The sequence below is a fragment of the Streptomyces sp. NBC_01288 genome (genome assembly GCF_035982055.1).
GTDB lineage: Bacteria > Actinomycetota > Actinomycetes > Streptomycetales > Streptomycetaceae > Streptomyces.
This window is the reverse complement of sequence record NZ_CP108427.1, coordinates 6,513,120-6,538,284: the sequence shown is the minus strand read 5'-3', so window position 1 is coordinate 6,538,284 and position 25,165 is coordinate 6,513,120. Positions and strand designations below refer to the sequence as shown.

26 protein-coding genes are annotated in these 25,165 nt (G+C 69.9%); 9 read left to right on the top strand and 17 right to left on the bottom strand.

The window, feature by feature from the left end; translation table 11 throughout:
• Positions 1–67 precede the first annotated feature (67 nt).
• Genes OG194_RS29530 through OG194_RS29520 form a run of 3 tightly spaced genes read left to right on the top strand, consistent with a single transcriptional unit; the run spans position 68 to position 1,631 of the window.
• Positions 68–457 carry a hypothetical protein gene (locus tag OG194_RS29530; protein ID WP_327403809.1) on the top strand — a complete coding sequence of 130 codons (390 nt, stop codon included), beginning with the start codon at positions 68–70 and terminating at the stop codon, positions 455–457.
• On the top strand, positions 454–852 hold the full coding sequence (locus tag OG194_RS29525; RefSeq protein ID WP_327403808.1) for a DUF6415 family natural product biosynthesis protein: 399 nt from the start codon (positions 454–456) through the stop codon (positions 850–852). Before OG194_RS29530 ends, OG194_RS29525 begins: the two co-directional genes overlap by 4 nt.
• Complete coding sequence (locus OG194_RS29520) at positions 849–1,631, top strand: hypothetical protein (RefSeq protein ID WP_327403807.1); 783 nt, start codon at positions 849–851, stop codon at positions 1,629–1,631. Before OG194_RS29525 ends, OG194_RS29520 begins: the two co-directional genes overlap by 4 nt.
• 277 nt (positions 1,632–1,908) lie before the next feature.
• Here the strand turns inward: OG194_RS29520 and OG194_RS29515 are convergent, their stop codons facing one another.
• Complete coding sequence (locus OG194_RS29515; protein ID WP_327403806.1) at positions 1,909–2,184, bottom strand: helix-turn-helix domain-containing protein; 276 nt, start codon at positions 2,182–2,184, stop codon at positions 1,909–1,911.
• A gap of 463 nt (positions 2,185–2,647) precedes the next feature.
• On the opposite strand from OG194_RS29515, the gene OG194_RS29510 reads away from it, so the two are divergent.
• Positions 2,648–3,151, top strand: coding sequence for a GNAT family N-acetyltransferase (locus tag OG194_RS29510; protein WP_327403805.1), 504 nt, complete (start codon positions 2,648–2,650; stop codon positions 3,149–3,151).
• On the opposite strand, the gene OG194_RS29505 is transcribed toward OG194_RS29510, so the two are convergent.
• The 6 genes from OG194_RS29505 to OG194_RS29480 form a co-directional block, all read right to left on the bottom strand.
• Complete coding sequence (locus OG194_RS29505; protein WP_327403804.1) at positions 3,123–3,899, bottom strand: serine/threonine protein kinase; 777 nt, start codon at positions 3,897–3,899, stop codon at positions 3,123–3,125. The genes OG194_RS29510 and OG194_RS29505 overlap by 29 nt on opposite strands.
• On the bottom strand, positions 3,896–4,951 hold the full coding sequence (locus OG194_RS29500; protein ID WP_327403803.1) for a LacI family DNA-binding transcriptional regulator: 1,056 nt from the start codon (positions 4,949–4,951) through the stop codon (positions 3,896–3,898). The genes OG194_RS29505 and OG194_RS29500 overlap by 4 nt, the downstream gene beginning before the upstream one ends.
• Before the next feature lie 107 nt (positions 4,952–5,058).
• Positions 5,059–6,513: a GH1 family beta-glucosidase gene (locus OG194_RS29495; RefSeq protein WP_327403802.1), complete on the bottom strand. Its 1,455-nt coding sequence runs from the start codon at positions 6,511–6,513 to the stop codon at positions 5,059–5,061.
• 167 nt (positions 6,514–6,680) lie between these two features.
• Positions 6,681–7,601 carry a carbohydrate ABC transporter permease gene (locus tag OG194_RS29490; RefSeq protein ID WP_327403801.1) on the bottom strand — a complete coding sequence of 307 codons (921 nt, stop codon included), beginning with the start codon at positions 7,599–7,601 and terminating at the stop codon, positions 6,681–6,683.
• A 14-nt stretch (positions 7,602–7,615) separates the two neighbouring features.
• The gene (locus OG194_RS29485) at positions 7,616–8,608 is read right to left on the bottom strand and encodes a carbohydrate ABC transporter permease (protein ID WP_327403800.1); all 993 of its coding nucleotides are present in this window, start codon (positions 8,606–8,608) and stop codon (positions 7,616–7,618) included.
• Between the two features lie 281 nt (positions 8,609–8,889).
• Positions 8,890–10,212 carry an ABC transporter substrate-binding protein gene (locus tag OG194_RS29480; protein ID WP_327403799.1) on the bottom strand — a complete coding sequence of 441 codons (1,323 nt, stop codon included), beginning with the start codon at positions 10,210–10,212 and terminating at the stop codon, positions 8,890–8,892.
• Between the two features lie 492 nt (positions 10,213–10,704).
• Between OG194_RS29480 and OG194_RS29475 the strand changes: the two genes are divergently transcribed.
• Together OG194_RS29475 and OG194_RS29470 are read left to right on the top strand one after the other, a co-directional pair.
• On the top strand, positions 10,705–11,772 hold the full coding sequence (locus tag OG194_RS29475; RefSeq protein WP_327403798.1) for a LacI family DNA-binding transcriptional regulator: 1,068 nt from the start codon (positions 10,705–10,707) through the stop codon (positions 11,770–11,772).
• Positions 11,773–11,896: 124 nt separating this feature from the next.
• Positions 11,897–13,321 (top strand): GH1 family beta-glucosidase, encoded by a 1,425-nt coding sequence (locus OG194_RS29470; protein WP_327403797.1) that lies wholly within the window; start codon positions 11,897–11,899, stop codon positions 13,319–13,321.
• A gap of 87 nt (positions 13,322–13,408) precedes the next feature.
• On the opposite strand, the gene OG194_RS29465 is transcribed toward OG194_RS29470, so the two are convergent.
• Together OG194_RS29465 and OG194_RS29460 are read right to left on the bottom strand one after the other, a co-directional pair.
• Positions 13,409–13,828 carry a PIN domain nuclease gene (locus OG194_RS29465; RefSeq protein WP_327403796.1) on the bottom strand — a complete coding sequence of 140 codons (420 nt, stop codon included), beginning with the start codon at positions 13,826–13,828 and terminating at the stop codon, positions 13,409–13,411.
• A complete protein-coding gene (locus OG194_RS29460; protein ID WP_327403795.1) occupies positions 13,825–14,034 on the bottom strand; it encodes a type II toxin-antitoxin system VapB family antitoxin in 210 nt (69 codons plus the stop codon). Before OG194_RS29460 ends, OG194_RS29465 begins: the two co-directional genes overlap by 4 nt.
• A 17-nt stretch (positions 14,035–14,051) precedes the next feature.
• On the opposite strand from OG194_RS29460, the gene OG194_RS29455 reads away from it, so the two are divergent.
• Together OG194_RS29455 and OG194_RS29450 are read left to right on the top strand one after the other, a co-directional pair.
• On the top strand, positions 14,052–14,804 hold the full coding sequence (locus OG194_RS29455; protein WP_327403794.1) for an aromatic amino acid lyase: 753 nt from the start codon (positions 14,052–14,054) through the stop codon (positions 14,802–14,804).
• A gap of 135 nt (positions 14,805–14,939) precedes the next feature.
• Positions 14,940–15,644, top strand: coding sequence for a hypothetical protein (locus tag OG194_RS29450; RefSeq protein ID WP_327403793.1), 705 nt, complete (start codon positions 14,940–14,942; stop codon positions 15,642–15,644).
• A gap of 36 nt (positions 15,645–15,680) precedes the next feature.
• Here the strand turns inward: OG194_RS29450 and OG194_RS29445 are convergent, their stop codons facing one another.
• The 6 genes from OG194_RS29445 to OG194_RS29420 form a co-directional block, all read right to left on the bottom strand.
• Positions 15,681–16,574 carry a carbohydrate ABC transporter permease gene (locus OG194_RS29445; protein WP_327403792.1) on the bottom strand — a complete coding sequence of 298 codons (894 nt, stop codon included), beginning with the start codon at positions 16,572–16,574 and terminating at the stop codon, positions 15,681–15,683.
• On the bottom strand, positions 16,571–17,551 hold the full coding sequence (locus OG194_RS29440) for a carbohydrate ABC transporter permease (protein WP_327403791.1): 981 nt from the start codon (positions 17,549–17,551) through the stop codon (positions 16,571–16,573). Before OG194_RS29440 ends, OG194_RS29445 begins: the two co-directional genes overlap by 4 nt.
• Complete coding sequence (locus tag OG194_RS29435) at positions 17,548–18,846, bottom strand: ABC transporter substrate-binding protein (RefSeq protein WP_327403790.1); 1,299 nt, start codon at positions 18,844–18,846, stop codon at positions 17,548–17,550. Before OG194_RS29435 ends, OG194_RS29440 begins: the two co-directional genes overlap by 4 nt.
• Positions 18,847–19,112: 266 nt before the next feature.
• Positions 19,113–20,591 carry a glycoside hydrolase family 18 protein gene (locus OG194_RS29430; RefSeq protein WP_327403789.1) on the bottom strand — a complete coding sequence of 493 codons (1,479 nt, stop codon included), beginning with the start codon at positions 20,589–20,591 and terminating at the stop codon, positions 19,113–19,115.
• Between the two features lie 107 nt (positions 20,592–20,698).
• Positions 20,699–22,102 (bottom strand): sensor histidine kinase, encoded by a 1,404-nt coding sequence (locus OG194_RS29425; protein ID WP_327403788.1) that lies wholly within the window; start codon positions 22,100–22,102, stop codon positions 20,699–20,701.
• Entirely contained in the window at positions 22,099–22,803 is a 705-nt protein-coding gene (locus OG194_RS29420) for a response regulator transcription factor (protein ID WP_327403787.1), read from the bottom strand. The genes OG194_RS29425 and OG194_RS29420 overlap by 4 nt, the downstream gene beginning before the upstream one ends.
• Positions 22,804–22,924: 121 nt before the next feature.
• Between OG194_RS29420 and OG194_RS29415 the strand changes: the two genes are divergently transcribed.
• Positions 22,925–23,467 carry a hypothetical protein gene (locus tag OG194_RS29415; protein WP_442811646.1) on the top strand — a complete coding sequence of 181 codons (543 nt, stop codon included), beginning with the start codon at positions 22,925–22,927 and terminating at the stop codon, positions 23,465–23,467.
• Positions 23,468–23,504: 37 nt separating this feature from the next.
• Here the strand turns inward: OG194_RS29415 and OG194_RS29410 are convergent, their stop codons facing one another.
• Both OG194_RS29410 and OG194_RS29405 read right to left on the bottom strand, forming a co-directional pair.
• Positions 23,505–24,377: a spermidine synthase gene (locus OG194_RS29410; RefSeq protein WP_327403785.1), complete on the bottom strand. Its 873-nt coding sequence runs from the start codon at positions 24,375–24,377 to the stop codon at positions 23,505–23,507.
• Between the two features lie 168 nt (positions 24,378–24,545).
• The gene (locus OG194_RS29405) at positions 24,546–24,980 is read right to left on the bottom strand and encodes a hypothetical protein (protein ID WP_327403784.1); all 435 of its coding nucleotides are present in this window, start codon (positions 24,978–24,980) and stop codon (positions 24,546–24,548) included.
• Between the last annotated feature and the right edge of the window lie 185 nt (positions 24,981–25,165).

The following is a 25,165-nucleotide window of genomic DNA, read 5'->3' as shown; positions in this document are numbered from 1 at the left end:
CCTCGTTTCTTGCCTCAAGGAGGACCACTCTGAAGCACACCTGATCGCCGTGCTTCGAGGAGCCACGATGCCGACCACACATTTGCCCACCGCAGCGGGGTGCACCCTGCAAGACGCGGGCCAGGCCTGGGATGTGATCCGCGTACCGCGCCAGCTCGGCGTCGCCGCAATGGCCATCCTGGGGACCCGCTGCGGCGCCGTACTTGAGTACCCGCCCAGCGAGGTCGTCTACTACTTCGTCGCGCGCGGCACCGCCGCCGAGTGGGCGGTCGAAGGCACACAGGCGATGGGTAAGGGCGGCACCCTCACGATCCCGCCGCCCCGTTGCACGGCGGGATCAGGCCCGCACTGGCGAGTCTGCCCCGGGGACGGCGACTGGATCACCGACGCACACGCTCTCCGGGCTGCTCTTGAAGACTGCTCGCCGTCCATCAGCGGAGCGGAGCGGTCGGCATGAGCACCCTGGTGGTTACCACGCCCCCGGACATCCGGGCCATTCGAGGCAGTATCGAGCTCGTGCTCGCCGCGGACATCCCCCGGTCGGACCCCAACGACCCCGAGTCCCGAGACGCGCCGGAGAAGCGCTTCTCCGGCGCCGAACTGGAGACGTTCGCATCCACGTACCGAGCGCACATCGAGACGCTCATCCCTGCCGTCCAGGCCTGGGCCGAGCAGCTCCCCGAGCGCCACCCCAACCGCGTATCAGCCCTGTTGTGTGTCGGCCAGGTACAGCTGATGCGCCTGGGTCTGGGGCCGGGCGACACGGACGCGATCAGAGGGTCGATCGCATCCCGGCTGGCCCGCCTAGTGCGCACTCTGTGCGGCCACTACGACAGGCTGGTGCCGCGATGACCATTGCCTCGCCCACGACCGTCGTCTACAACCCGGCGGACCCGATCCGCAGCGCCGCCGCCCTCGTCAACCACCAGCTCGACCAGCTCCGGCTCGGCGAGCACTGGGTGCAGACCGGCACACAGGGCAGATCGCCCATCGTGTCCCGGCAGATCCCGCCAGGACACGGCTGGTGCCGGGCCATCGGCCTCCACCAGGCTCTCTGGCCGGCCACCTCCGACCTGTGCGTCGAGGTCGACTGGTACCCCGACCACGACATCCCCCCATCCGAGCAGGACGAGCACTGGCAGACCAGGCTGGCAGTGGTCACGGCCGGACTCGAATCCCTCGGCTACGCGGTCCGGACGCCCGGTCCGCGCCGGACACCTGGCGTCGATCGGTACCAGCCGCTGATCGCAGCCCGGTTGCCGGTCGGCGCGACCCTGGCACCCAGCCCCGCCGACGGCTGGGACCACCTGGAGGTGCACCCCACCTACAAGTGGCCCGAACGCGATCCGAGCTGGCGTCTCCACAAGGTTCTGGGGGACAGCCACCTGGAGAGCTACGTCAGCCGCACTCTGGAAACCCACCACTGGCCGCCGTACTCCACCGGCGCGTGGATGGTCATGTGGACTGGCGGCCGGACCGCCTCCGCGGACGAGTGGCACAGCGCCATCGCCCGGGTGCGCCGCGTCCTGCGTATCGCTGGCTACGGCCTCCTGGACCACCGCCGTCCTTGGAACCCCGCCGTCGACCAACGGCCGTACGTGATCGCCTACCTCCGCGAGGTGCCCCAGTGACCGTCACCTCCACCGCCGCGCAAGGGGAGGAGCGGGTTGATGCCGAAACCTCTTTGATCGACCGGTTCCGTCGGGCTGAGCAGTCCGGTGGACGCGCGGCGGGGCGCTGCTGGCTGGAGCGCCCGGACGGGGGTGCGCACTGCAGCAGGCTGCCGCACAGCGACCGGCGGCACGTCGACTACTACAACGGGCGCACATCTCTCACTGACACCAGAGGAATCGAGTGGCACGAATAGCTCCGCTCCCGGTCGCGCCGCCGACCGCGCCGGGAGCGGGATTACGCGGCCGTCCCCGGGCCCCCGTCGGGGGCGGCCGCCAGTCGTACGAGCTCGGCGAGTTCGACGCCCATTGCGTCAGCGATACGGATCAGGGTGTCGAGGAGGGGCGACGCTCGGCCACCCTCGATCCGGCTGTACGTAGCGACGTCGATCCCAGCTCGCCCGCACACGTCGGGCTGGCTGAGGTTGTGGGCCTCGCGCACATGACGGATTTGCTCCCCCACCTGGCGGCGGCGGGCGAGGACCCGATCGTCGGGTGGAGTTGGACGAGACACCCGTCAACGCTCGCGACCCCATGATCAGCAAGGAATAGGGTCGACCCTAATTTGTGTGATCTTGAAAGGGAGTGGGCACGAACCCAGAGCACACCCCCTTCACCCACGGCCCTCCCGTGTCAGCCCCCCCAGGCGGACGGGAGGGACCGCCGGCGCCCCCGCCTCGCGCGGGGGCGCTGTCGTTTCCCGTGAGGTTCGGTAAGGCCGTTCTGCACTCAGTGGGCGCCCGCCCTGCGACACTGCAAGACCGACCCGTTCCCACGGGAACAGAGGGGGGTTTCCAGTGACATCGAGCGACACCGAGTGACACCGAACGCGTCCGTTTTGACCCGAGATTCCGCATCTCCGCAGGTCAGTCATGTAACAAAATCAGGTTCAAGTCCCGTCACTCACCCTGAGTAATCAGCCGGTGGCCTCGGAAACGAGGCCACCGGCTGATTCGTTTTCCAGGAGCCTGCCTGCCATGGACACCGAACTCATCAGCACCGCCCGCCTGGATCTCGTCCCGCTGAGCACGGCCCACGCGGCGGACATGGCCACGGTCCTGTCCTCCCCCGCCCTCCACACCTACATCGGCGGCGAACCCCTCTCCCCCGACGCCCTGCGGACCCGCTACGACCGCCTCGCCGCGGGCTCCCTCGACCCGGCCACCGTCTGGTGCAACTGGGTACTACGCCTGCGGGTGGAGAACCGCCTGGTGGGCACGGTCCAGGCAACGGTCACGGAGGAGGGTTCGGTCGCGGAGATCGCCTGGGTGGTCGGGCCCTCCTGGCAGGGCCGAGGCCTGGCGAGCGAGGCGGCGCGGGGCCTGGTGTCGTGGCTTGGAGAACAGGCGGTCTCTACGGTCGTGGCGCACATCCACCCCGACCACCGGGCATCCGCGGCGGTCGCCACGGCGGCGGGCCTGACGCCGACCGACGAGTGGCAGGACGGCGAGATCAGGTGGCGGCGCGCCACGCGTCCGTGAACTCCCTTACGCCCACGAACCGTTCGGCGGGATCAACACGGGTAGCCCTTTCCAGCACGGCGAGTTGACCCGCCGTACCCCGCCAGGCGCGCTCGGCGTCACCCGCGTCGAGGAGGAGGCGGGCGGTGCGGCCGAGGGCGTAGACCGTCGTACGGATGTCGATGCGAGCGCCGTGGTGCCATTCCTCGGGGGCCATGAAGCGGGCCGAGCCCGGGAGCCGGTCGCTCTGGAGGACGAAGGGGCCGGGGCGGTACTCGTCGAGGTCGATGAGGTGGAGGACGTCGGCGCCGAAGTCGTAGAGGAACGCGCCGTCGTAGAGATCGACCGCCACCATCCCCGCGGCCTCCACGGCGAGATGCGCGTCCAGCACGCGGTCGACCGCGCGGAGGACGGAGGCGAGGGGCAGGGCGCGGAAGCGGGCGCGGGCGGGGCCGTAGAGGGTCTCGCCGTGAATCCAGGGCATGACGACCGCCGTACGGCCACTGTCCGCCACGGTGATCCGATGCAGCTGCGGGACGATCGCCTGGTGTCGTACGGCTCGGTGGAAGGTCCAGGCTCCGTCAAGTGAGGCCTGGGCGGCGGGAGTTGTCGCCTCCTTCACGAACCAGCGTTCCCCGTCCGGGAGTTGAACGCCGTAGGAGACGCACCCGGAGTCCTGTTCGCGGAAGGCTCGGAACACCTCGCCCACTGTTCGGAGGTAGGGCTCGACGGCGGGCAACTCGCGCGGCCAGTCGGCGTCGCCGGTCACGACGACGCCCGCGTCACCAACTCCGTTGCCAGTACGGCATGTTGTCGTTCCGGGCTCCGGGGTGTCGCCGGGCGGCGGTTCGCGATTTCCGCGAGGAGGAGGTCGATCATCGCTCGGCCCATTTCCTCGATCGGCTGGCGGACGCTGGTGAGGGGTGGGTCCATGTGGCGGGCTATGGCCGAGTCGTCGTAGCCGACGAGGGCCACGTCGTCCGGAATGCGCAGGCCCTCCTCGCGGAGGACCTGGCGGGCGCCCGCCGCCATCACGTCCGAGCCGGCGAAGACCGCGTCGACGTCGGGGCGGCGGGCGAGCAGTTCCTTCATCGCCCGGCGGCCGCCCTCCTCGGTGAAGTCGCCCGGCTGGATGAGGTGTTCGTCCACCTCGTGGCCCGCGTCCAGCAGTGCCTCGCGGTAGCCGGCGACGCGGCGCTGGGCGCCGTACACGTCGAGGAGGCCGGTGATGTGGGCGATGTGGGTGCGGCCGCGGGACAGGAGGTGTTCCACGGCCGAGCGGGCGCCCCCGTAGTTGTCGGAGTCGACCGAGGTCAGGGGCTCGGCGGCCGACCGCGGGCCGCTGATCACCGCCGGGATCTCCAGCGCGGCCAGCAGGTCCGGCAGCGGGTCGTCCGCGTGGACCGAGACGAGCAGGACGCCGTCCACGCGGTGTGCGGCCAGGTACTGGGCGAGGCGCTGCCGCTCCCGGTCGCTGCCCGCGAAGATGAGCAGCAACTGCATCTCCGTGTCGGACAGTTGGGTGCCGACACCCTTGAGCATGTCCGAGAAGTACGGTTCCGCGAAGAAGCGGGTCTCCGGCTCGGGGACGACGAGGGCGATCGCGTCCGTGCGGTTGGCGGCCAGCGCCCGGGCCGCCGTGTTCGGGACGTAGTCGAGTTCCGCGACCGCCGCCTCGACGGCGGCGCGGGTCGCGTCGCTGACCCTGGGCGAGCCGTTGATCACCCGGGAGACCGTGCCGCGGCCCACACCGGCACGGGCGGCGACCTCCTCCAGGGTCGGCCGCCTGCCGCCCCGGTTCCGCCCACCGCTGACCGCCATGGTCGCCGCCTTCCGTTCGCAGCTTTCAGGCCAGGAATGTAACAGTCGAGGCCGGACGCCCCGCCCTCCATCGTCCCTCGTCGACCGGGGTCAGCGCCCGCCGGGCCTCACCCGTCCTCACCGGCCGTCGGCAGCGCGTTGCCCCGGATCACCCCGGCGTACCAGTGGGCGCTCGCCTTGGGGATGCGGCGCTGCGTGGAGTAGTCGACGTAGACGGCGCCGAAGCGCTTCGAATAGCCGTAGGACCATTCGAAGTTGTCGAGCAGGGACCAGAGGAAGTAGCCGCGGACATCCGCTCCGTCGGCGACCGCCCGGCGGACGGCGTCCAGGTGGGCGTGCAGGTAGGCGATCCGCTGCGGGTCGTTCACCACGCCCTCGGGGGAGACGTAGTCGTCGAACGCGGCGCCGTTCTCCGTGACCATCAGCGGCAGCCCGGGGTGGGACGCGGCCAGGTCGGTCAGGAGGGTGTGCAGGCCGCTGGGGTCGATCGCCCAGTTCATCGCCGTGAGGTGGTCGTTGGCGAGGTGGAAGTCCACGTTCTCGGAGCCCGTCCACGGTGTGTGGTCGCTCGCGCCGTGGCCGTCGTTCTTGGTGGTGCCGTCGCCGGTGCCGGCCGAGACGACGGTCGGCGCGTAGTAGTTGACGCCGAGCACGTCGATGGGCCGGGAGATCTCGGCCAGGTCGCCGTCGCGCACGAGTTCCGCCCAGTCGACGAGGTGCGCGGTGTCGGCGCGCAGGTCCTCGGGGTAGGCGCCGTCGAGCAGGGGGCCGGTGAAGATCCGGTTGCCGACCGCGTCGATACGGCGGGCGGCCTCCGCGTCCTCGGGGCTGCCGGTGAGCGGGCGCACCTGGTGCAGGTTGAGGGTGATGGAGGTCTGCGCGGAGGCCGGCAGGACCTCGCGCAGCGCCCCGACCGCCAGGCCGTGCCCCAGGTTGAGGTGGTGCGCGGCGCGCAGGGTGGCCGCCGGGTCGGTGCGGCCGGGGGCGTGCACGCCGGAGCCGTAGCCCAGGAACGCGCTGCACCAGGGCTCGTTGAGGGTGGTCCACAGGCCGACGCGGTCTCCCAGGGCCCGGCCCATGATCTCGGCGTAGTCGGCGAAGCGGTGCGCGGTGTCGCGCTGCGGCCAGCCGCCCGCGTCCTCCAGCTCCTGCGGCAGGTCCCAGTGGTAGAGGGTGGCGACGGGGGTGATGCCGGCCGCGAGGAGTTCGTCGGCGAGCCGGCGGTAGAAGTCGAGACCGCGCTCCACGGCGGGCCCGCGGCCGGTCGGCTGGACCCGGGACCAGGAGACGGAGAACCGGTACGCCTTCAGGCCGAGGTCCTTCATCAGCGCCACGTCGTCGCGGTACCGGTGGTAGTGGTCGGCGGCGATGTCACCGGTGTCGCCGTTGCGCACCTTCCCGGGCGTGTGGCTGAAGGTGTCCCAGATGGAGGGGGTCCGGCCGTCCTCTGCGGCGGCGCCCTCCACCTGGTAGGCGGCGGTGGCGGCACCCCAGACGAAGCCCGGGGGGAAGGAGGTGACGGAGGCCGGCTCGGCCTTGGTTTCCTGTCGTACGGCAGTCATGTGAGCGCTCCCGAAGTGGAGTGGGTAAAAGCCGGACGGTGGTCCGGCGGTGCGGGGGGAAGCGGACGGGGCACGACGACGGGCGCCCGGCCGGGTACGGCCCGCGTGCGGAGCGGGCCGTACGGGACGGTGAACAGGGCTTGCGCGAGAGGCGGTTGACGTCGGCGTCAGCCCTTGACGGCGCCCGCCATGATGCCTCCGATGATCTGCTTGCCGAAGATCACGAACACCAGCAGCAGCGGCAGGGTGCTGATCAGCGCCCCGGCCATGACGATGCTCTGGTCGGGGGTGTAGGAGGCGCTGAGCTGGCCGAGCGCGACCTGGATGGTGGGGTTGTCCTGGTTCAGGGCGAGGAAGGGCCAGAAGAAGTCGTTCCACGCCTGCACGAAGGTGAGCATCCCGAGCACCATCATCGCGGGGCGGGCGGCGGGCAGGACCACGTTCCACACGATGCGGATGTTGGTCGCGCCGTCCACCTTGGCCGCCTCGATGAGCTCGTAGGGCAGTGCCTCCAGCAGGTACTGGCGCATGAAGAAGACGCCGAAGGCACCGACGAGGGTCGGGAAGATCACCGACTCCAGTTTTCCGCCCCAGCCGATGTCCGCCATCATCATGAACAGCGGTACGACGCTGAGTTGGGGCGGGATCGTCAGGGTCGCGATGACCGCGGTCATCAGGGCGCCGCGACCGCGGAAGCGCATCTTGGCGAAGGCGTAACCGGCGAGGGTGCAGAAGAACAGCGTGGCCGCGGTGATGGAGCCGGCCACGACGACGGTGTTGACGATGGCCTTCCCCAGGTGGGCCTGGTCCCAGGCCGACTGGAGGTTGCTCCACAGCCGGCCGCCCGGCAGGAGCGGCGGCGGGCTGTCGAGGACCCGCTGCTGGTCGTGCGAGGCGGCCACCAGTGTCCAGTACAGCGGGAAGACCGAGCCCAGGCCGACGATGATCAGGGCCGCGTAGGTGAACGGGCCGCCCTTGAGCTGCTGGCCGGCGCCGATCTTGAAACGTCGGCGGCCCGTGCCCGGGGTGACGGGGAGTGGCGCGGGATCGAGGTCCGGCGCGGTGGGGGTGGGACTGGTCGTGGTCATCGATATCGCTCCCGTCACGCCGCGCTCTTGCGCAGGACCCGGCCGACGATCAGGTTGATCAGGGCAATGAGCAGCAGCAGGACGAGCATGGCCCAGGCGACGGCCGCGGCCGGGCCCAAGTGCCCCAGCTTCCAGCCGTAGTTGAAGAGATAGATGCTGAGCGTCTCGTACTGGTGCTCGCTGCCTCCGGTGGAGCCGAGCGTGCCGCCCTGCAACAGCAGCGGCTCACCGAACAGCTGCATGGAACCGATGGTCGAGATGACGATCGTGAACAGGATCGTCGGCCGCAGCGAGGGGATGGTCACCTTGCGGAACTGCTGCCAGCGCGTCGCCCCGTCGATCGAGGCCGCCTCGTACAGGTCCGTGGGCACGGCCTGCATGGCCGCCAGATAGATCAGGGTGTTGTAGCCGGTCCAGCGCCAGATCACGATGGCCGAGATGGCGAACTTGGACGACCACTCCCCGTTGCCCCAGTCGGTGTTGCCGATGCCGACGAAGTGCAGCACCCAGTTGAGCAGGCCGCCGTCGGCCCGGAAGACCAGGGCGAAGACGAGGGCCGCGGTCGCCACCGAGGTGGCGTACGGGGTGAGGATCACCGTCCGCCAGAACGTGCTGGCGCGCAGCTTGTAGTTGAGCAGGTGGGCCAGGCCCAGGGCCATCAGGAGCTGCGGGACGGTCGAGATGACGCCGATGACGAAGGTGTTGGTGACCGCGGTCCAGAACTCGGAGTCCTGGAGGATCTTGGCGAAGTTGTCCCAGCCGACCCACTCGGACTGGCTCAGGCTCGTCATCTCCACCCGGTGCATGGCTATCCAGCCCGTGTACAGCATCGGGTAGAGGCCGAAGGCACCGAAGATGAGGAAGAAGGGGGCGATGTACGCGTACGGCGACGCCTTGTCGTCGAGGCGCCACAGGCGGGTACGCCACACGCTCGGTTCTTTCGACACGGCGCCGACCCCGCCGGGTGGCGGGGTGGGGGCACCCCGTGTGGGGGTTGTGGTTGCCACGGAGGGAGTCCTTCCCTGGATCTCGGCCGGGGGGTACGGGCAGGGGGCGGGCGCGGGGCCGGGCACCCGGCCCGGGGCACGTCGTCGAACTCGGGTCGCCGGTCCGGCGGACACGGTGCGGCGGCGTCCGGTGAGTGTGCGCCGAACACCGCGGAAAAGACCGGCACTTGACGCGCGGGGCCGGTGCGGTCGGCCCCGCGCCTACGGCGGGAGCCGCCGCGCGGCCCCACGCACGGAGCGCGGTGCGGGCGGCCGCCGGGCCGCCCGCACCGCGGCCTGTGTCAGCCGATCACCTTGTCGATCGAGTCGGTCGCGGCCTTCCACGCCTTGGCGGGCTTGGTGCCCCGCTGCTCCATGTTGTTGATCTGCGTGGAGATCGTGTCCTTGATCGTGCCGTCCTTCGCGCCGAGCACGGCCTCGGGGATGGCCTTCGCCTCGTCGGCGTAGATCTGGCCGATCGGGGCGTTGTTGAAGTACGGCAGCGTCGCGTTCTTCACGCTGGCGAGGTCGTAGGCGCCCTTGTTCGACGGGAAGACGCCGATCGCCTTGAACACGGCGGCCTGCTGCGCGGGAGAGGTCAGCCACTTGACCAGGTCGGTGGCCGCCTTGACGTTCTTGCCGCTCTTGGGCACGGCCAGGAAGGAGCCGCCCCAGTTGGCCGCGCTGGTACCGGGCGCACGGGCGATGTCCCACTTGCCCTTGTAGGCGTCACCGGCGTTGGTGGAGATCTGGCCGGCCATCCAGGCGGGGCACGCCACGGTGGCCACGGTGCCCTTGCGCAGCGCCGCCGTCCAGGCGTCGGTGAACTGGGGCAGACCCTCGGTCAGCTTCTTGGACGCGGCTTCCGCGGCCAGGTTCCAGCCCTGCTGCACGGCGGGGCTGTTCTTGTAGATCGCCTTGCCGGAAGCGTCGTAGTACTGCTCCGCGGAGGAACCCACGACCGCGTTGTACATGGCGCTCGCGGAGTCCATGAAGTACGTGCCCTTGGGCGCCTTCGCCTTGAACTTCTCGCCGAGCTTGAGGTAGTCCTCCCAGCCGCCCGCGACGGCCTTGGCGACCGAGTCACGGTCGCTCGGCAGGCCCGCCGCCTTGAAGAGGTCCGAGCGGTAGCACAGGGACATCGGGCCGATGTCGGTGCCGGCGCCGATGACCGAACCGTCCGACGCGGTGGCCTGCTTCTCCTTCCAGGAGACCCAGTCGCTCACGTTGATCGTCTTGCTCAGGTCGGCGAACTTGGCCGCCTGGGTGTCGACGACCTCCTTGATCCGGCCGACCTCGATGCCCTGGACGTCCGAGAGGCCACTGCTCGTGTTCAGCTGCTGAAGAAGCTTCGGGTAGTAGTCCTGCTCGTTGGCGGTGGTGTTCTCCTTGACCGTGATGTTCGGGTGCAGCTTGTGGTACTGGGCGAACAGGCCGGCTTCCTTGTAGCCGAACTGCCCGAAGTCGGCCACCGTGAGAGTGATGTTCCCGTTCGAGTCCTTGGCGTCCGAGGAGCTGTCGTCGCTGCTGCAGCCGGTCAGCAGCAGGGCGGAGGCCGTCAGGACCGTCGTGGTCAGGGCCGCTGCTCTGCGGCCGTGGCCGCCGCCGGTACGGGTGATGCGCATTCCACTACTCCTTGTTCCAGTGGGGAACGGGGTCTCAGGAATCGGACCGCCGAGGCTCGGCGATCCGGACCTGCCCTCTCGTTTCGAGCAGCGGCCAGCCCACAGCACGGGACGTGCGGTGAAAAGGTGCTGGTCAACGGTGTGCCATGCGAGATAGAGGGACGGGCCGTTGGTGGTTTCGTCCACACGGAAGGAAGTCCCCGAGGTTCCGTGGGACCGCTCCCACGCGGCATGCCGGAAGACTCCTTCGTGCCGGGCCGGGTGTCAAGACTTGAAAACGGCGTTGTTGCGCAAGCGTGTTCCGCACGTCACGTGAATGTGTCGCTCCACCAGGCGTCACCGACCGGTCACGGACCGGCCCCGCACAGGATTCACGCAGGTGATCCAAGGGTCCGTCGCGCGAGCCCGGCGCCCGCGTCCTCCGTCCGGGCCGTCGCCCGATTTTCTGGGCAAGAATGAGGCAAGTCCCCACTGATCGCCGGAAGGTGAACGATGAGCCCTGCCGAACAGCCGCCCCCGCGCGCGGACGTCCGGCGCCCGACGCTCAACGCCGTGGCCGCGCTCGCCGGCGTCGGCCGCGGCACGGTCTCCCGGGTCATCAACGGCTCCCCCAAGGTGAGCGCCCCCACCCGCGCGGCCGTGGAGCGGGCGATCGACGAACTCGGCTACGTCCCCAACCCCGCCGCCCGCTCCCTGGCCACCCGCCGTACCGACTCGGTCGCCGTGCTCGTCCCCGAGGGCGAGGACCGGCTCTTCTCCGAGCCCTACTTCTCGGGGATCATCCGCGGCGTGTCCGCTCAACTCGCCATCGCGCAGATGCAGTTGCTGCTGGTACTGACACCGGACGAGAAGGAGTACGCGCGGCTGGCCACCTACCTGTCGGCACACCGGGTGGACGGCGTGCTGATCCTCGCGGTCCACAGCGGCGACACGCTGCCCGACCGGCTGCACGAACTCGCCGTGCCGACCGTGCTCGCCGGCCGGCGCGGCCACGGGGAGCCCCTGGGGCACGTCCGCGCGGACAACAACGGCGGTGCCAGGATCGCGGTCGAGCACCTGCTGGCCAAGGGCCGCCGGGCCATCGCCACCATCACGGGCCCCCTGGACATGGACGCCGCCCAGGCCCGACTCGACGGCTACCGCGAGGCGTTGGAGAGCGCGGGCCTCACCGTCGACGAGGACCTGATCGCGTACGGCGACTTCCGCGAGGAGGGCGGACGCGCGGCCATGCGGGAGCTGCTGCGCCGGCGACCCGGGCTCGACGCCGTCTTCGCCGCGTCCGACGTGATGGCGTCGGGTGCCGTGCTGGAACTACGCGCGTCGGACCGACGGGTGCCTGATGACGTGGCCGTCGTCGGCTTCGACGACTCGATCGTGGCCCGGCACATCGATCCCCCGCTGACCAGCGTCCGCCAGCCGCTGGAGGAGATGGGCCGCACCATGGCGAGCCTTCTGCTGGACGAGATCGCCCGACGCGGGGGCGCTCACCGCCACGAGGTCGGCGGCGATCACCGCCAAGTGGTCCTGCCGACGCGGCTGGTGGTACGGGAGTCGGCCTGAGCGGTGTCCTCGGCGGGAGCGATGTCCTCGGCGACCGTGCGCACACATCGGGAGGAGCGACCCCTTTGCTCATGGGAGCGCTCCCATGCATAATGGGCGCCACTCGACCCATGGGAGCGATTCCATGCCCGACCTGACACCCCTGCCCTTTCCCCCTGCCTTCCTGTGGGGAGCCGCGACCTCCGCCTACCAGATCGAGGGGGCGGTGCGGGAGGGCGGCCGTACGCCGTCGATCTGGGACACGTTCAGTCATACGCCGGGCCGTACGGCGGGCGGTGATCACGCCGACGTCACTGTCGACCACTACCACCGCTACCGCGACGACGTGGCGCTGATGGCGGACCTGGGCCTGACGGCGTACCGCTTCTCGGTCTCGTGGCCGCGGGTGCAGCCGACCGGCCGGGGCCCGGCGGTCCAGGTGGGCCTGGACTTCTACCGCCGCCTGGTCGACGAGTTGCTCGCGCACGGCATCAAGCCGGCGCTGACCCTCTACCACTGGGATCTGCCGCAGGAGTTGGAGGACGCGGGCGGCTGGCCGGAGCGCGACACGGCGTACCGGTTCGCCGAGTACGCGCAGATCGTGGGCGAGGCGCTGGGCGACCGCGTAGAGCGGTGGACCACGCTCAACGAGCCCTGGTGCAGCGCGTTCCTGGGCTACGGCTCGGGGGTGCACGCGCCGGGCCGTACGGACGCGGGCGCTTCGCTTCGGGCGGCCCATCACCTCAACCTGGCGCACGGGCTGGCGACTTCGGCGCTGCGCACGTCGATGCCGGCGGGGAACTCCGTGGCGGTGAGCCTCAACTCCGCGGTGGTCAGGCCCGCTTCACTGTCCCCGGCGGACATGGCGGCGACCCGGAAGATCGACGACCTGGCCAACGGGGTGTTCCACGGGCCGATGCTGCACGGCTCGTATCCGCAGTCCCTCTTCGAGGCGACGAGGTCGGTCACGGACTGGTCGTACGTCCGGGACGGCGACCTGACGCTCATTCACCAGCCGCTGGACGCACTGGGGTTGAACTACTACACACCGGCACTGGTGGAGGCGGCGGAGTCGGCCCCGGCGGGTCCGCGGGCCGACGGCCACGGCCTGAGCGCGTACTCCCCCTGGCCGGGCGCGGACGACGTGGCGTTCCTCCAGACCCCGGGCGAGCGCACGGAGATGGGCTGGACGATCGACCCGACGGGCCTCTACGACCTGATCATGCGCTACGCCAGGGAGGCCCCTGGCCTGCCGTTGTATGTGACCGAGAACGGCGCGGCCTACGACGACAAGCCCGACCCCGAGGGCAACGTCCACGACCCGGAGCGGATCGCCTACCTCCACGGCCACCTGTCGGCGGTGCGGCGCGCGATCACGGACGGCGCGGACGTGCGCGGCTACTACCTGTGGTCCCTGATGGACAACTTCGAGTGGGCGTACGGCTACGGGAAGCGCTTCGGGGCGGTGTACGTGGACTACGCGACGCTGGCGCGCACGCCGAAGTCGAGCGCGCGGTGGTACGGCGAGGCGGCTCGGACGGGGGCGCTGCCTTCGGTGCCGGGGGTCTGACCGACGGGGGTCCGGGGGACGGGGCGCGGCATGCCATGGGGGGCGTGCCGCGCCTCGGCGGCGTGGGGTGGGGTGGGGTGGGGTGGGTCAGAGATTGCCCGGGGGTGCCAACCACTGGGTCGACTGTCCGGTGACCGAGGCGATGGTCTCGAAGTCGTTGTCGTAGTGCAGCACGGTCAGCCCCTGGAGTTCGGCGGTCGCGGCGACGAGCAGGTCGACCGCGCCCGCGGACCGGTGCCGCCCCTTCTCGGTGAGTTCCCGTTGCACGTCCCATGCTCGGGTCACGGCCCGGTCGTCCAGGGGAGTCCAGCAGAAAAGCGTATCGAGGTCGTCGACCAAGGCGGCCCGGTCCTCGGCGTTCTTGGCGCTGTACAGGAACTCGATCTCGGTGAGTGGGCAGCGGGCGATCAGGCCCTCCGCCAAGGGCTTTTCCCACAGGGTCCGCGCCGGCAGTTTCAGGATGCGGACCAGGGCGCTGGTGTCGATGAGGTAGGCGGCCGGGCTCATCGACGGTAGTTCTCCTTGTCCAGCAACAGGTCGAAGTCCCCCGCGTCAGCGCGGGCCGCGAGGCGGGCCAGGGCAAGCGCACGCTTCTTGCGTTCGACGCCCTCCTTGAGCGCGGCGGTGACCGTGTCCTTCTTGGTCTTGGTCCCGAACGCTATGGCTGCCTCGGCCAGGAGTTCCTCGTCGATGTCGATCAGGGTCTTGGTCATGGAGACCTCCTGGATATATGAATCGAGTTCGAGTATATCCACAACGCCGGCGATCAGCGCTTCCCCAGCGACGGAAAGTCAGCGTCGCTCGGGTCCTGAGGCTTGCGGCTTTCGGTGCCGGCCAGTGCCGGGACCGAGGGGCTCCGACCCCGGCCCCTGCGCCGGGGCCTCGATCTTCCCACCCCGAGGGCGAGGACGGGGAGGCGCTGAGCGGGGCGAACTGCGACAGCACGTACGTCGGCATCCAGGCCGACACCATGGTCAACGCGATGACGGTGCTGGCCAAGGTCTCCGAGCGCCGTACCGACCGCATGGTCAACAGCAACTTCAGCGAGCTGCCCGCCTTCCTGGTCCGCGAACCCGGCCTCGACAGCGGCTACATGATCGCCCAGTACACGGCCGCCGCCCTGACCATGGAGCTGCGCGGCCTGGCGGTGCCCGCGTCCGCGGACAACGTCACCACGTCGGCCAACCAGGAGGACGCGGTCGGCAACGCCTATCTCGCCGCCCTGAAGGCCTACCGCGCGACGCGCAAACTCGGCTACGTCATAGCCATCGAGCTGATGTGCGCCGTCCAGGCCCTCGACCTCCTCGCCCCGCTCGCGCCCTCACCGGCCGCGGAGGCGCTGCGCGCGAGAATCCGGGAGACCGTCCCGACCGTCGACGAGGACCGCGTCTTCCACACCGACATCGAGCACATCGCCGAACTCGTCCGGAACGGGGATGTGTTGAGGGCCGTAGAAGGCGTCGTGGGGGCGCTGCGCCGCTGAGGCCGGGCCGAAGGGCCGAGAACCCCGCCGTCCTTCACAGCCGCCGCTCAGGCGCCGTCCAGCGGCCTCTCAGCCCCGAGGCGTCTGATCTTCCTGTACGGGGTGATCCGATCCCGGCGCGGACGGGAGGACGTCATGTTTTTCATCGTGTTGGTGCTGCTGGCCCTGATCGTCGGCGGTGCCGTCGCCTTCGGCAAGAGGCAGGCGGGCGGCGGGAGTTCGCGGTTCGGCGGCAGCGGCCACACCTCCGGCTCCGCCGCGCAGGCCTACGACGCCGACGCCGGGGCCGAGGCCACCCGGTGGGTGGAGCGGCTGGGCGGGAGTCTGTCGACGCTGGACGCAGGCGACAACACCGCCGCCCGGCAGGCGCTCGCCGATGCCACCGAGCGGCTCCGTGCCGCGGAGGGTCAACTCGCCGTCGCCTACTCGCCGATGCAGTACGGGCTGGTGACGCAGACCGCCGTCGAGGGGCTGCATCACATCCGGACCGCCCGTGGCGCGCTGGGACTCGACCCGGGGCCCGAGTTGCCCGCGCAGGGGGCCGGTGGGCAGGTCACGGTGGGCGGGCAGACGTACACCGCGTCCGCGCGGCCCGGGGCGGGCACGCCGTACTACTACCCCGGCGGGGTCGTCAACGGCCGTTCCATGGCCGGGGGTTGGTACAGCACGCCCTGGTGGAAGACCGCGCTCGTCGCGGGTGCCGCCGGGGTCGGGGGCATGCTGCTCGCGGACGCGCTGTTCGACGGGTTCCACCATCACGGGCCGCACGGCGGGATGTTCGGCGGCGGCCCGGGCGGACCCGGCGGGTTCGGGGGCTTCGGCGGGCCCGGGCCGTTCTGAGTCGCCCGGGCCGTTCTCCTTCAACTGAGGAGCGCGTCAGCCCTTGTTGGCGCCCAGTGTGAGGCCGCTGACGAACTGGCGCTGGAGTGCGAAGTACACGATCAGCGTGGGGATCGCGGTGAGCAGGGCGCCGGCGGCGACCAGGTTGGGGTCGGTGAAGTACTGGCCGGAGAGGTTGTTCAGGGCGGAGGTGATCGGCATGTTCTCGCCGGTCGAGATCAGCACGATCGCCCAGAAGAAGTCGTTGTAGATCCAGATGGAGAGCAGGGTGGCCAGGGCCGCCATCGCCGGCTTGCACAGCGGCAGCACGATCTGCCAGTACATCCGCCACACCGACGCGCCGTCGACCAGCGCCGCCTCGGTCAGCTCGTGCGGCAGCATCCGCATGTAGTTGCTCAACACGAAGGCGCAGAAGCCCGATTGGAACGCCACGTGGATGAGGACCAGGCCGAGCGCGGAGTCGTAGAGCTTGCCGCTCATCGTGATGCCGGGCAGGTCGATCAGCAGGTACAGGCGGTACAGCGGGGTGATGATGACCTGCTGGGGCAGCAGGTTGCCGGCCGTGAAGACCAGCAGCAGGAAGATGTTGAGCCGGAAGTCGAAGCGGCTGACGTAGAACGCGACCATCGACGCCAGCAGCAGCGTGAGCAGCACGGCCGGGACCGCGATGATCAGGGTGTTGACGAAGTAGTGCGTCATGTCGGACTGCTCGAACGCGTTCTTGAAGTTGTCGAGGTTCAGCGTGTCCGGCCAGGAGACGTACCCCTTGTTGCTGGTCTCGGAGTACGGGCGCAGGGCCGCGTAGACCGCCCACAGCAGCGGGGCGAGCCAGGCCAGCGAGGTGACGACGAGGAACGTGTGCAGCAGGACCCGGGCCGGGCGCAGCGGGGTGCGCTGCTTCACGCCGAGCGCGGCGGTGGGGGTGGTCATGCGCGCCGCTCCTTCCGGAAGGTCGCGATCAGGTACGGAATGATGACCACGAGGGAGATGACCAGCAGGACGACGGCGATCGCCGACCCGTAACCGATCCGGCTGGACTCGCCGATGATGTTGTTGGTGATCAGGATCGACAGCAACTCGGTGCCCTGGGCGCCCTTGTTGAAGACGTAGACCAGGTCGAAGGCGCGCAGCGACTCGATGATCGTGACGACCAGGACGACCGTGTTGGTGGGCCGCAGCGTCGGGAAGATGACGTTCTTGAACGTCTGCCACTCGTTCGCCCCGTCGAGGGCCGAGGCTTCCTTCAGCGACGGGTCCACGCCCTTCAGGCCGGCCAGGTACAGGATCATCATGTAGCCCGCGTGCCGCCAGGACGCGGCGATCAGGACGGCCCACAGGTTGAGCTTGGGATCGCCGATCCAGTCGATGTAGTGGCCGGGTTTGTTGGCCCCGATGAGGCTGTTGATCAGGCCGGTGTCGGGGTTGTAGATGAGCTGCCAGACGAAGCCGGTGACCGCCAGCGACATCACGACCGGCAGGAAGAACGCGGTCTGGTAGACGCGGCTGAACCGGATCTTCTTGTCCAGCTGCACGGCCAGGAACAGGCCGAAGGGCGTCGGCAGCAGGATGAGCACGACGAACCAGATGACGTTGTGCTCAAGTGCGGGCCAGAACTGCGGGTTGTCGTTGAACAGCTCCTTGAAGTTGGCCAGGCCGACCCACTTGATCGAGCCGAAGCCGATGCCGTCCCAGCTGGTGAAGGCCAGGAGGATGGAGGCGAGGGCGGTGACCCAGACAAGGGCCACGTGCAGGACCGTCGGCACGCCCGCCATGAAGGCGAGCGTGATGCGGTCACGGCGGGTCAGCAGGCGCTTGGCGCCCCGCGGGACCCGCTTCTTCTCAGGCGCGGGGCCCGGAGGCGGAACGGCGTCCGCCTCCGGGCTCGTCGTAGTCGTCTCGGAGATCATGAGGAGGCGAAGATCGTCTTCTTCTGGCGCTCGATCGAGGTCAGCAGACTGTCGACGCCCTTGGGGTTCTGGAGGAACTTCTGCAGTCCGGGCTGCATCACCGTCGAGGTGAAGTCCGGCCGGGAGTCGCGGTCCATGAACTGGGTGAGGCTCTTGGCGGCGCCGATCATGTCGAACGCCTTCTTCTGAAGCGGCGAGTACGCGGAGGTGTCGGCCTTGCTGGAGGCGGCCACCACGCTCGGGTCGGTCTTGAGGTACAGCTGCTCGGCCGCCGGGCTGCCCAGGTACTCCAGGAGCTTGACGACACCGTCGTGGTTCTTCGGGGCCTTGCTGACCATGTAGCCGTCGGTGGGTGCCTCGACGGTGTCCTGGCCGTACGCGGAGTTGATCTCCGGGAAGGCGAAGAAGTCGAGGTCGTCGAGGTCGGCCTTGACGGTGAACTGCTGGGCCACGAAGGAGCCCAGGAGGTACATGCCGGACTTCTTCGACACCACGCCCTGTGCCGCGTCCTGCCAGGTGCGGCCCATGAAGCCGTCCTGGTGGTACGGGAGGAGCTCGGCCCAGTGGTCGAAGACCGCCTTGACCTTCGGGTCGGTCCACGCCTCCTTGCCCGCCATCAGGGACTTGTGGAAGTCGTAGCCGTTGAGGCGGAAGTTGATCTGGTCGAAGGTGCCCATCGCCGGCCAGGCGTCCTTGTCGCCGAAGGCGATCGGGACCAGGCCGTCGCTCTTCATCTTCTTGCAGAGGGCGACCAGTTCGTCCCAGGTGGTGGGGACGGTGTAGCCCTTCGCCGTGAAGACGCTCTTGCGGTAGAAGATCGCCCACGGGTACGTGGTCATCGGCACGAAGTAGTACTTGCCGTCCTCGCCCTTGCTGAGCTGCTTCATCGCGTCGGGGAAGTTGTCACCGATCTTCGCCCAGACGTCGTCGATGGACGTGGCGAGCTTCTTGGCCGCGAAGAACTGCATGCGGTACCCGGCGAACCAGTTGAACACGTCGTCCGGCGTGCCCTGGAGGTAGGAGTTGATCTGCTCCTGGAAGGTGTTGTGGTCCTTCGTGTTGACCTTGACGGTGATGCCGGACGTCTTCTTGAAGTCCGCGTAGACGCTCGCGAACGCCTTCTTCGGCACCGCGTCGGACGCGTTGGAGCCGACGGTGACGGTCTTCGGGTCGGACGAGCTGCCACTGCCGCCACAGGCGCTCAGCAGGGGTATGCCGGCGCCGAGCACGGCAGCGCCGCCTATGCCGCGCAGGACGGAGCGGCGACTGGCGGCGGGGAGGGAGAAGTCGGGCATGAACGGCTCCTGACGGACAAGGTTCGGCCGGAATGCGCCACGGCCCAAGGTCTTCGTAACCGACCAGAAACCAACGCGACCAAACACGGTGGCGTAATAACAGTCCTATGTCTGGTCATGCGTCAACACCCGCCGCCTTCATTTGTCGAAACGTAATCGACACTCGCGAGCAAAAGGAGCGAACGCGTGACCGAGTGGCCACACGTCCGCTCCGGGGAGGCCGGGGCCACGGGGACCACGAGGGGTTCCCGGGGCCCGTGGGGCACCTACTGGAAGACGGAGAACGCCTTGGTGAAGGCGGACGGGGCCTGGACGACCGAGCTGCACGTCGCGTCCGCACCGGGCTTGGCACCGCCGGGGCACTGCTTGTCACGGGTCGCGGACCACATCGAGAGGCCACCCAGACCCTTCGCCTTCGCGAAGGCCGCCAGCCCGTTCGCGTCCTCGACCGTGAAGACCTCCGATGAAACGTCGTTGACACCGATCATCGGGGTCACTGCAACCGCTTTCCATGCAGCACTGTCCGAGAGCCCGAGAACACTCTTGACTTGGGCTTGTGTAGCAGTAGCCGCTTGCTGTGAGTACGTTCCCATATTTCCGCTGTACGCCGGTCCGTAGTCCATGGCCATGATGTTGACCGTATTGATCTTGACGCCGTTGGACTTGGCATTGGACAACAGGTTGACCCCGTCCTGGGTCAGCCCCTCGGGCATCACGGGGAGCGTGTAGGAGACGTCCAGGTTCGGGTGCTGCTGCTGGAGCTTGGCTATCGCCTGGGCGCGGATCGTGTTCGCCGCCGTGTTGGGCAGCGCGCCGCCCTCGATGTCGAAGTCGACCTTGGTGAGGCCGTACGCGTCCACGACCTTGCCGTACGCCGTCGCCAGCGCGCTCGCCGAACCGCACGTCGTCGCCAGCTCGGAGCCGGACGCGCCGCCGAAGGAGACCCGCACGTCGCCGCCCTTGGCGCGCAGCGCGCCTATCTGCGCGGCCACCCCGTCGCTGCCGAGGTCCGAGACCCCGCCCCACTTCGGGGTGCAGCCGCCGCCGTCGGTGATGAAGGCGAGGTTGTAGTTCTTCACGCCGGTCGCGGTGACGTTGGCCAGCAGGTCGAAGGCGGGGTAGAGGGAGGTGTCGACGTAGGGGGCGAAGCCCGCGCTGCCGGCCGTCGTGCCGGTGCCGGTGGTCGTGGTCGGGGAGGCGGTGGGGGTCGCCGTGGGCTTGGGGGTGGTTGTGGCCGTGGGCTTGGAGGTCGGGGAGGCGGTCGGCTTGGGCGTCGGCGACGAGGTCGTCGGGCGGCCGGTCGGCTCGGGGGTCGCGGTGCCGTCCGCCGAGCACTGGGCGTTGTCGATGAGACAACCGGTCGGCTGGCCCGTGCCGTTGACCACGAAACCGACCGTGACCGACTCGCCGGCCGCGAGACCGTCCGTGTCCCACTTCGGCGGCTTCACGGTGACGCGCTGCCCGTTCACGCTCGACTCGGCGTTCCACAGCGAGCTGAGCTTCGAGCCGGACGGCAGGTCGAACTCCAGCGTCCAGTCCTTCTTCGTGGCCCCGGTCGTGTTGGTGACGACGTACTGCGCGGTGTACCCCGTCGACCACTCGCTGGTTCTCGTGTAGGCCGCGCCGACGCTCGCCGCCTGGGCGATGCCGGTCAGCATGATCGCGCCGCCACCGACCACCGCGGCGGCGACCGCTCCGCCGATCACCTTGTTCCTGTTGCTGATCCTGCGCCGGTGCGTGCTCATCGCGTGCCTGCTTTCGCCGTACGGGGGTGGGGTGCGGCAGCACGCTAGCGATCCGGAACCGGGCAAAGCTCCTGATCCGGGCGGGGGTTGGCGATCTTAGGGTGCGCTTAAGGGAGGGATCGGGAACGGTTAAAGGTAGAGACCAATTTCCCGCGCCGACGCCGTCGTACGGCTCCTCGATGCCCGTTGCGCTCCGGCTCCCGCCCGTCCAGCTGGATCCAGATCCGCACCTCGGTGCCGCCGAGCATCGAGGAGCCGATGCGGACGTCCCCGCCGGTCGACTCGGCGAGCCTGCGCACGATGTCCAGGCCGAGCCCGGTCGACCCGGCGCTGCCGGAGCCGCGCCCGCGGGCCATCGCCGCCTCTGGGTCGCGGATGCCGGAGCCCGCGTCGGAGACGAGCACGATCACCGCGTCCTCGCTGTTGTGCACGTCGACCGCGAAGGCCGTGCCCTCGGCCGTGTGCCGGAACACATTGCCGAGCAGCGCGTCGAGGGCGGCGACCAGGTCGGCCCGGGCCACGGGTATCCGCACCGGCCGCTCCACCCCGGCGACCCGTACCTTGCGGCCCTCGTCCTCGGCGAGCGCGGACCAGAACCGCATCCGCTCGCGCACCACCTCGGCCGCGTCGCACCCGGCACCGGGCCCGGCCGCCACGGTCTGCGGCTTGGCCTCGCGCGCGGTCCGGATGATCGTGTCGACCTCCCGCTCCAACTGCGCGACGGCGGTCCGCGTCTGCTCGGCGGCGGGCCCGTCCCCGAGCGAGGCCGCGTTCAGCCGCAGCACGGTGAGGGGTGTGCGCAGCCGGTGCGACAGATCGGCCGCCAACTCCCGCTCGTTCGCCAGCAGTTGTACGACCTGGTCGGCCATGGAGTTGAACGCGACCGCCGCGAGCCGCAGTTCGGTCGGCCCCTCCTCGGGCACCCGTGCCCCCAGCTTCCCCTCCCCCAGTTCGTGCGCGCCCTCGACGAGGCGCTGCGCGGGCTGCACCATCCGTACGCCCAGCCGGTCGGCGACCGCGACGGAACCGACGATCAGCGCGAGGCCGACCCCGGCGAGCACCGCCCAGGCCGTACCGACACCGTTGCTGACCTCGGACTCCGGGACGTACACCTCGACGACGGATATCTCACCGGAGCTGAGCGCCACCGGCTGGAGCAGGACGGAACCGCCGGGCACCTCGGTGGTGGAGGCGCGGCCCAGCTTCCGTACGGTCGCGATGTCCTTGCCGGCGGCGCGCCGCAGCCCGATGTCGAGGGCGGCCTTCCCCTCCCCCGCCGGTATGTGGACGGCCATCCCGGAGTCCGCGCCCGCGGAGGCGACGACCTTCTCCAGCTGGTCCCGGTCGGTGGTGATGGACAGCGCGGGGGCGACGGCGGCGGCCTCCCGCTCGGCGTTCGAGAAGGCGCGGTCGCGGGCCATCTCCTTGATGACCAGGCCGAGCGGCACCGCGAAGGCCACGACGACCATCGCCGCGATCGCCAGACAGACCCTGACCAGCGCCCACCTCATCGCGGCGGCTCCGCTCCCGGTGGCTCCAGCTTCACGCCGACGCCCCGCAGGGTGTGCAGATAGCGCGGCTGAGCCGCCGTCTCCCCCAACTTCCTTCGCAGCCAGGACAGATGGACGTCGATGGTCTGGTCGTCGCCGTACGACTGCTGCCACACCTCGGCGAGGAGCTCTTTGCGCGGTACGACGACACCGGGGCGTCCCGCGAGGAAGGCGAGGAGGTCGAACTCGCGCCGGGTGAGGTCGAGTCGGACGCCGTCCAGCTCGGCCTGGCGGCGCAACGGGTCGACGGTGAGGCCGCCCACGCGGATGACGGTCGACGGGGGTGCCTCACCGGTGGTGGCACGGGAACGCCGTAGAACGGCGGACATGCGGGCGGAGAGATGGTCGACCGAGAAGGGCTTGGTGAGGTAGTCGTCCGCGCCCGCGTTGAGCAGCCGGACGATCTCGCTCTCGTCGTCCCGGGCGGTGGCGATGATCACGGGTACGTCAGTGATCCCGCGCAGCATCTTCAGCGCCTCGGACCCGTCCAGGTCGGGCAGTCCGAGGTCCAGGATGACCACGTCGAAACGGAAATGGGCGACCTCGCGCAGCGCCTCAAGTGCCGTACCGACACTGCGCACCGTGTGCGCGGCATCGGTCAGATGCCGGATGAGGGCCGAGCGCACGAACTGGTCGTCCTCGACCACGAGCACACTTGCCATGCGCCGCACCGTAGCCCATGCGGGCGACCCGCATCCGGGCCTGTGGACAACTCCCCACCTGTGGACAACCGGTGGGACATCGACGGGACACCTGTGGGGCGCGTGAGGCAGTATGGCGGCGATGCCCACGTCGCCCAGAGGACTCGTCAACGGATTCGTACACGTGCTGGCCTGGTCGCTCGCCACCGGCGCGGCCGTCACGCTGTCCTGGTGGGGCGTCCACACGGTCATGACGGGCACGGCCTACGACCCGCCGCGCGCCCTGCCCATCACTGCGGCCGGCGCGAGCGCGCAGGCGGCTCAGCCACCGTCCTCGGCACCGGTTCGGGCCGAGTCCTCGCCGAGCCCGACGAACAGCCCGACGCCGACCCGCACCCCCGTCCCGACCCCCACGAAGACGACGACGGCGAGCCCGTCCCCCTCTCCCTCCACCACCGGCCAGGTGAAGAGCTACGCCACGGACGGCGGGCGGGTGGTGCTCGAACTCGACACCTCACCGGCCTATGTGGCGCTCGTGTCGGCGACACCGGGTACGGGCTGGTCGATGCAGGTGTGGAAGACGGACTCGTGGCTCCGGGTGGAGTTCACCAAAGGCACGGACAAGGTGTCGGTGATCTGCACGTGGCACGACGGGGCGCCGCGGGTGGACGTGGGCAACTACTGAGTTTTCCGGGTGCGTTGCTCCGGCTGAACTGTTCCGGCTAGCGGAACACGGACGGGGGCGGTGCCGGTGAGGCGACCGCCGACGCGTCCGTCACGGGTACGGCTCCGCCGGTGAAGTCGGTGAGTTCGCGGCCGTGTTGGAGTCGGCCCGGGTGCGGGTCGGAGGCGGCCCGCCGGGTCAACTCGGCGAGCGGCAGCGGGTGGTCGGAGGCGACGAGCACCGCGTTGCCGAACCGCTTGCCGCGCAGCACGGTCGGGTCGGCGATCAGCGCGCGTTCCGCGAACCGGGCGGCCACGGTGGCGATCTGGCCCCGGAGATGCGCGAGCGGGGGCCCGTCGGCGAGGTTGGCGGCGTAGAACCCACCGGGCTTGAGCACCCGGCGCACCTCGTCGAGAAATTCGGTGGAGGTGAGGTGGGCGGGGGTGCGAGCCCCGCTGAACACATCCGCCACGACGAGATCGGCCCACCCCTCGGGCACCTTCGCGAGTCCCGCGCGCGCGTCGGCCGACCGCACCCGGATCCGCGCGTTCGGGTCCAACGGCAGCTCCCGCCGGACCAGTTGGACGAGCGCCGCGTCGAACTCGACGACCTGCTGGGTGGATCGGGGCCGGGTCGCGGCGACATACCGGGCGAGCGTGAGGGCACCCCCGCCGAGGTGCACGACCTGGACGGGCTTCCCGGCCGGCGCGACGAGGTCGATGACGTGTCCGAGCCGCCGCTGGTACTCGAAGGACAGATACGCCGGGTCGTCGAGAGCGACGTACGACTGCGGCGCCCCGTCGATCAGCAACGTCCAGGCACGCGCGCGTTCCCGGTCGGGTATGAGCTCGGCAAGCCCACCGTCGACGGCCTCGACGACGGCTTCGGCGGTGCCGGCACCACCTCGCCGGGTGCTCCTGGACTTTCCCATGGGCCCATTATCGACGGGCGGGGTGAGTCCGGCGCGTCCGGCCTATGAGTCCCGGGTGGCATCCGCGCCCCAAAGGGGCGCGGGGCTGTGTCGATATGCGGCTCCGCCGCGTGGGCGCGACCAGCCCCCACCGGCCCGCAGGTTTCATCACGGCCCTCCCCGCGAAGCTCACCGACAGCCGTCCGCCGCCTCGATCAGCCTCGCCGCCTCACCCAGCGCGGCCCGCAGAACCTCCGGGTCGGTCGCGAGGTCGGCGTCACCGGGGGGCAGCAGCCAGTCCGAGCCCTCGACGGGCGGCTCGGGGTCAGGGGCGAGCCGCAGCCCCCTGCCATTGGTCTCCGTACACGTGCTGCCCGGCAGGTCCCACGCCGCCGCCGTGCCCGGCGGTACCAGGAAGCCGAGCGTGTCGTCGCCGTCGTCGTGCAGAACGGGGCCGACCCCGTCGCACGCGCCGCGCCGCAGGATGTCGACCGCCTCAAGACCCTGCCGCGTCGGCACCGTCACCAGGTCACAGGCCGAGTCCACGAACGGTGGCGCACTGCACTCCGCGCTCGGCATTCGAGGATCGACGCTCTGCCTGGTCTCCATCCCGGTCTCCACCACGGAACCCCTCCTTGGACGAGCGGGTCGGGAGTCGGGTGGCTCCCGGGTCCATCGAGTTCAACGCGTTGAAGCGTCAACGGCTACGGCACAAGTCAGCCGCAAAGGATGGCAGTTCATGGCAGATCCCGGATGAGATATCCGGTTTGTAGCCAAACCCTGCGTGGCGGGTCATGCACAGCAGGTAC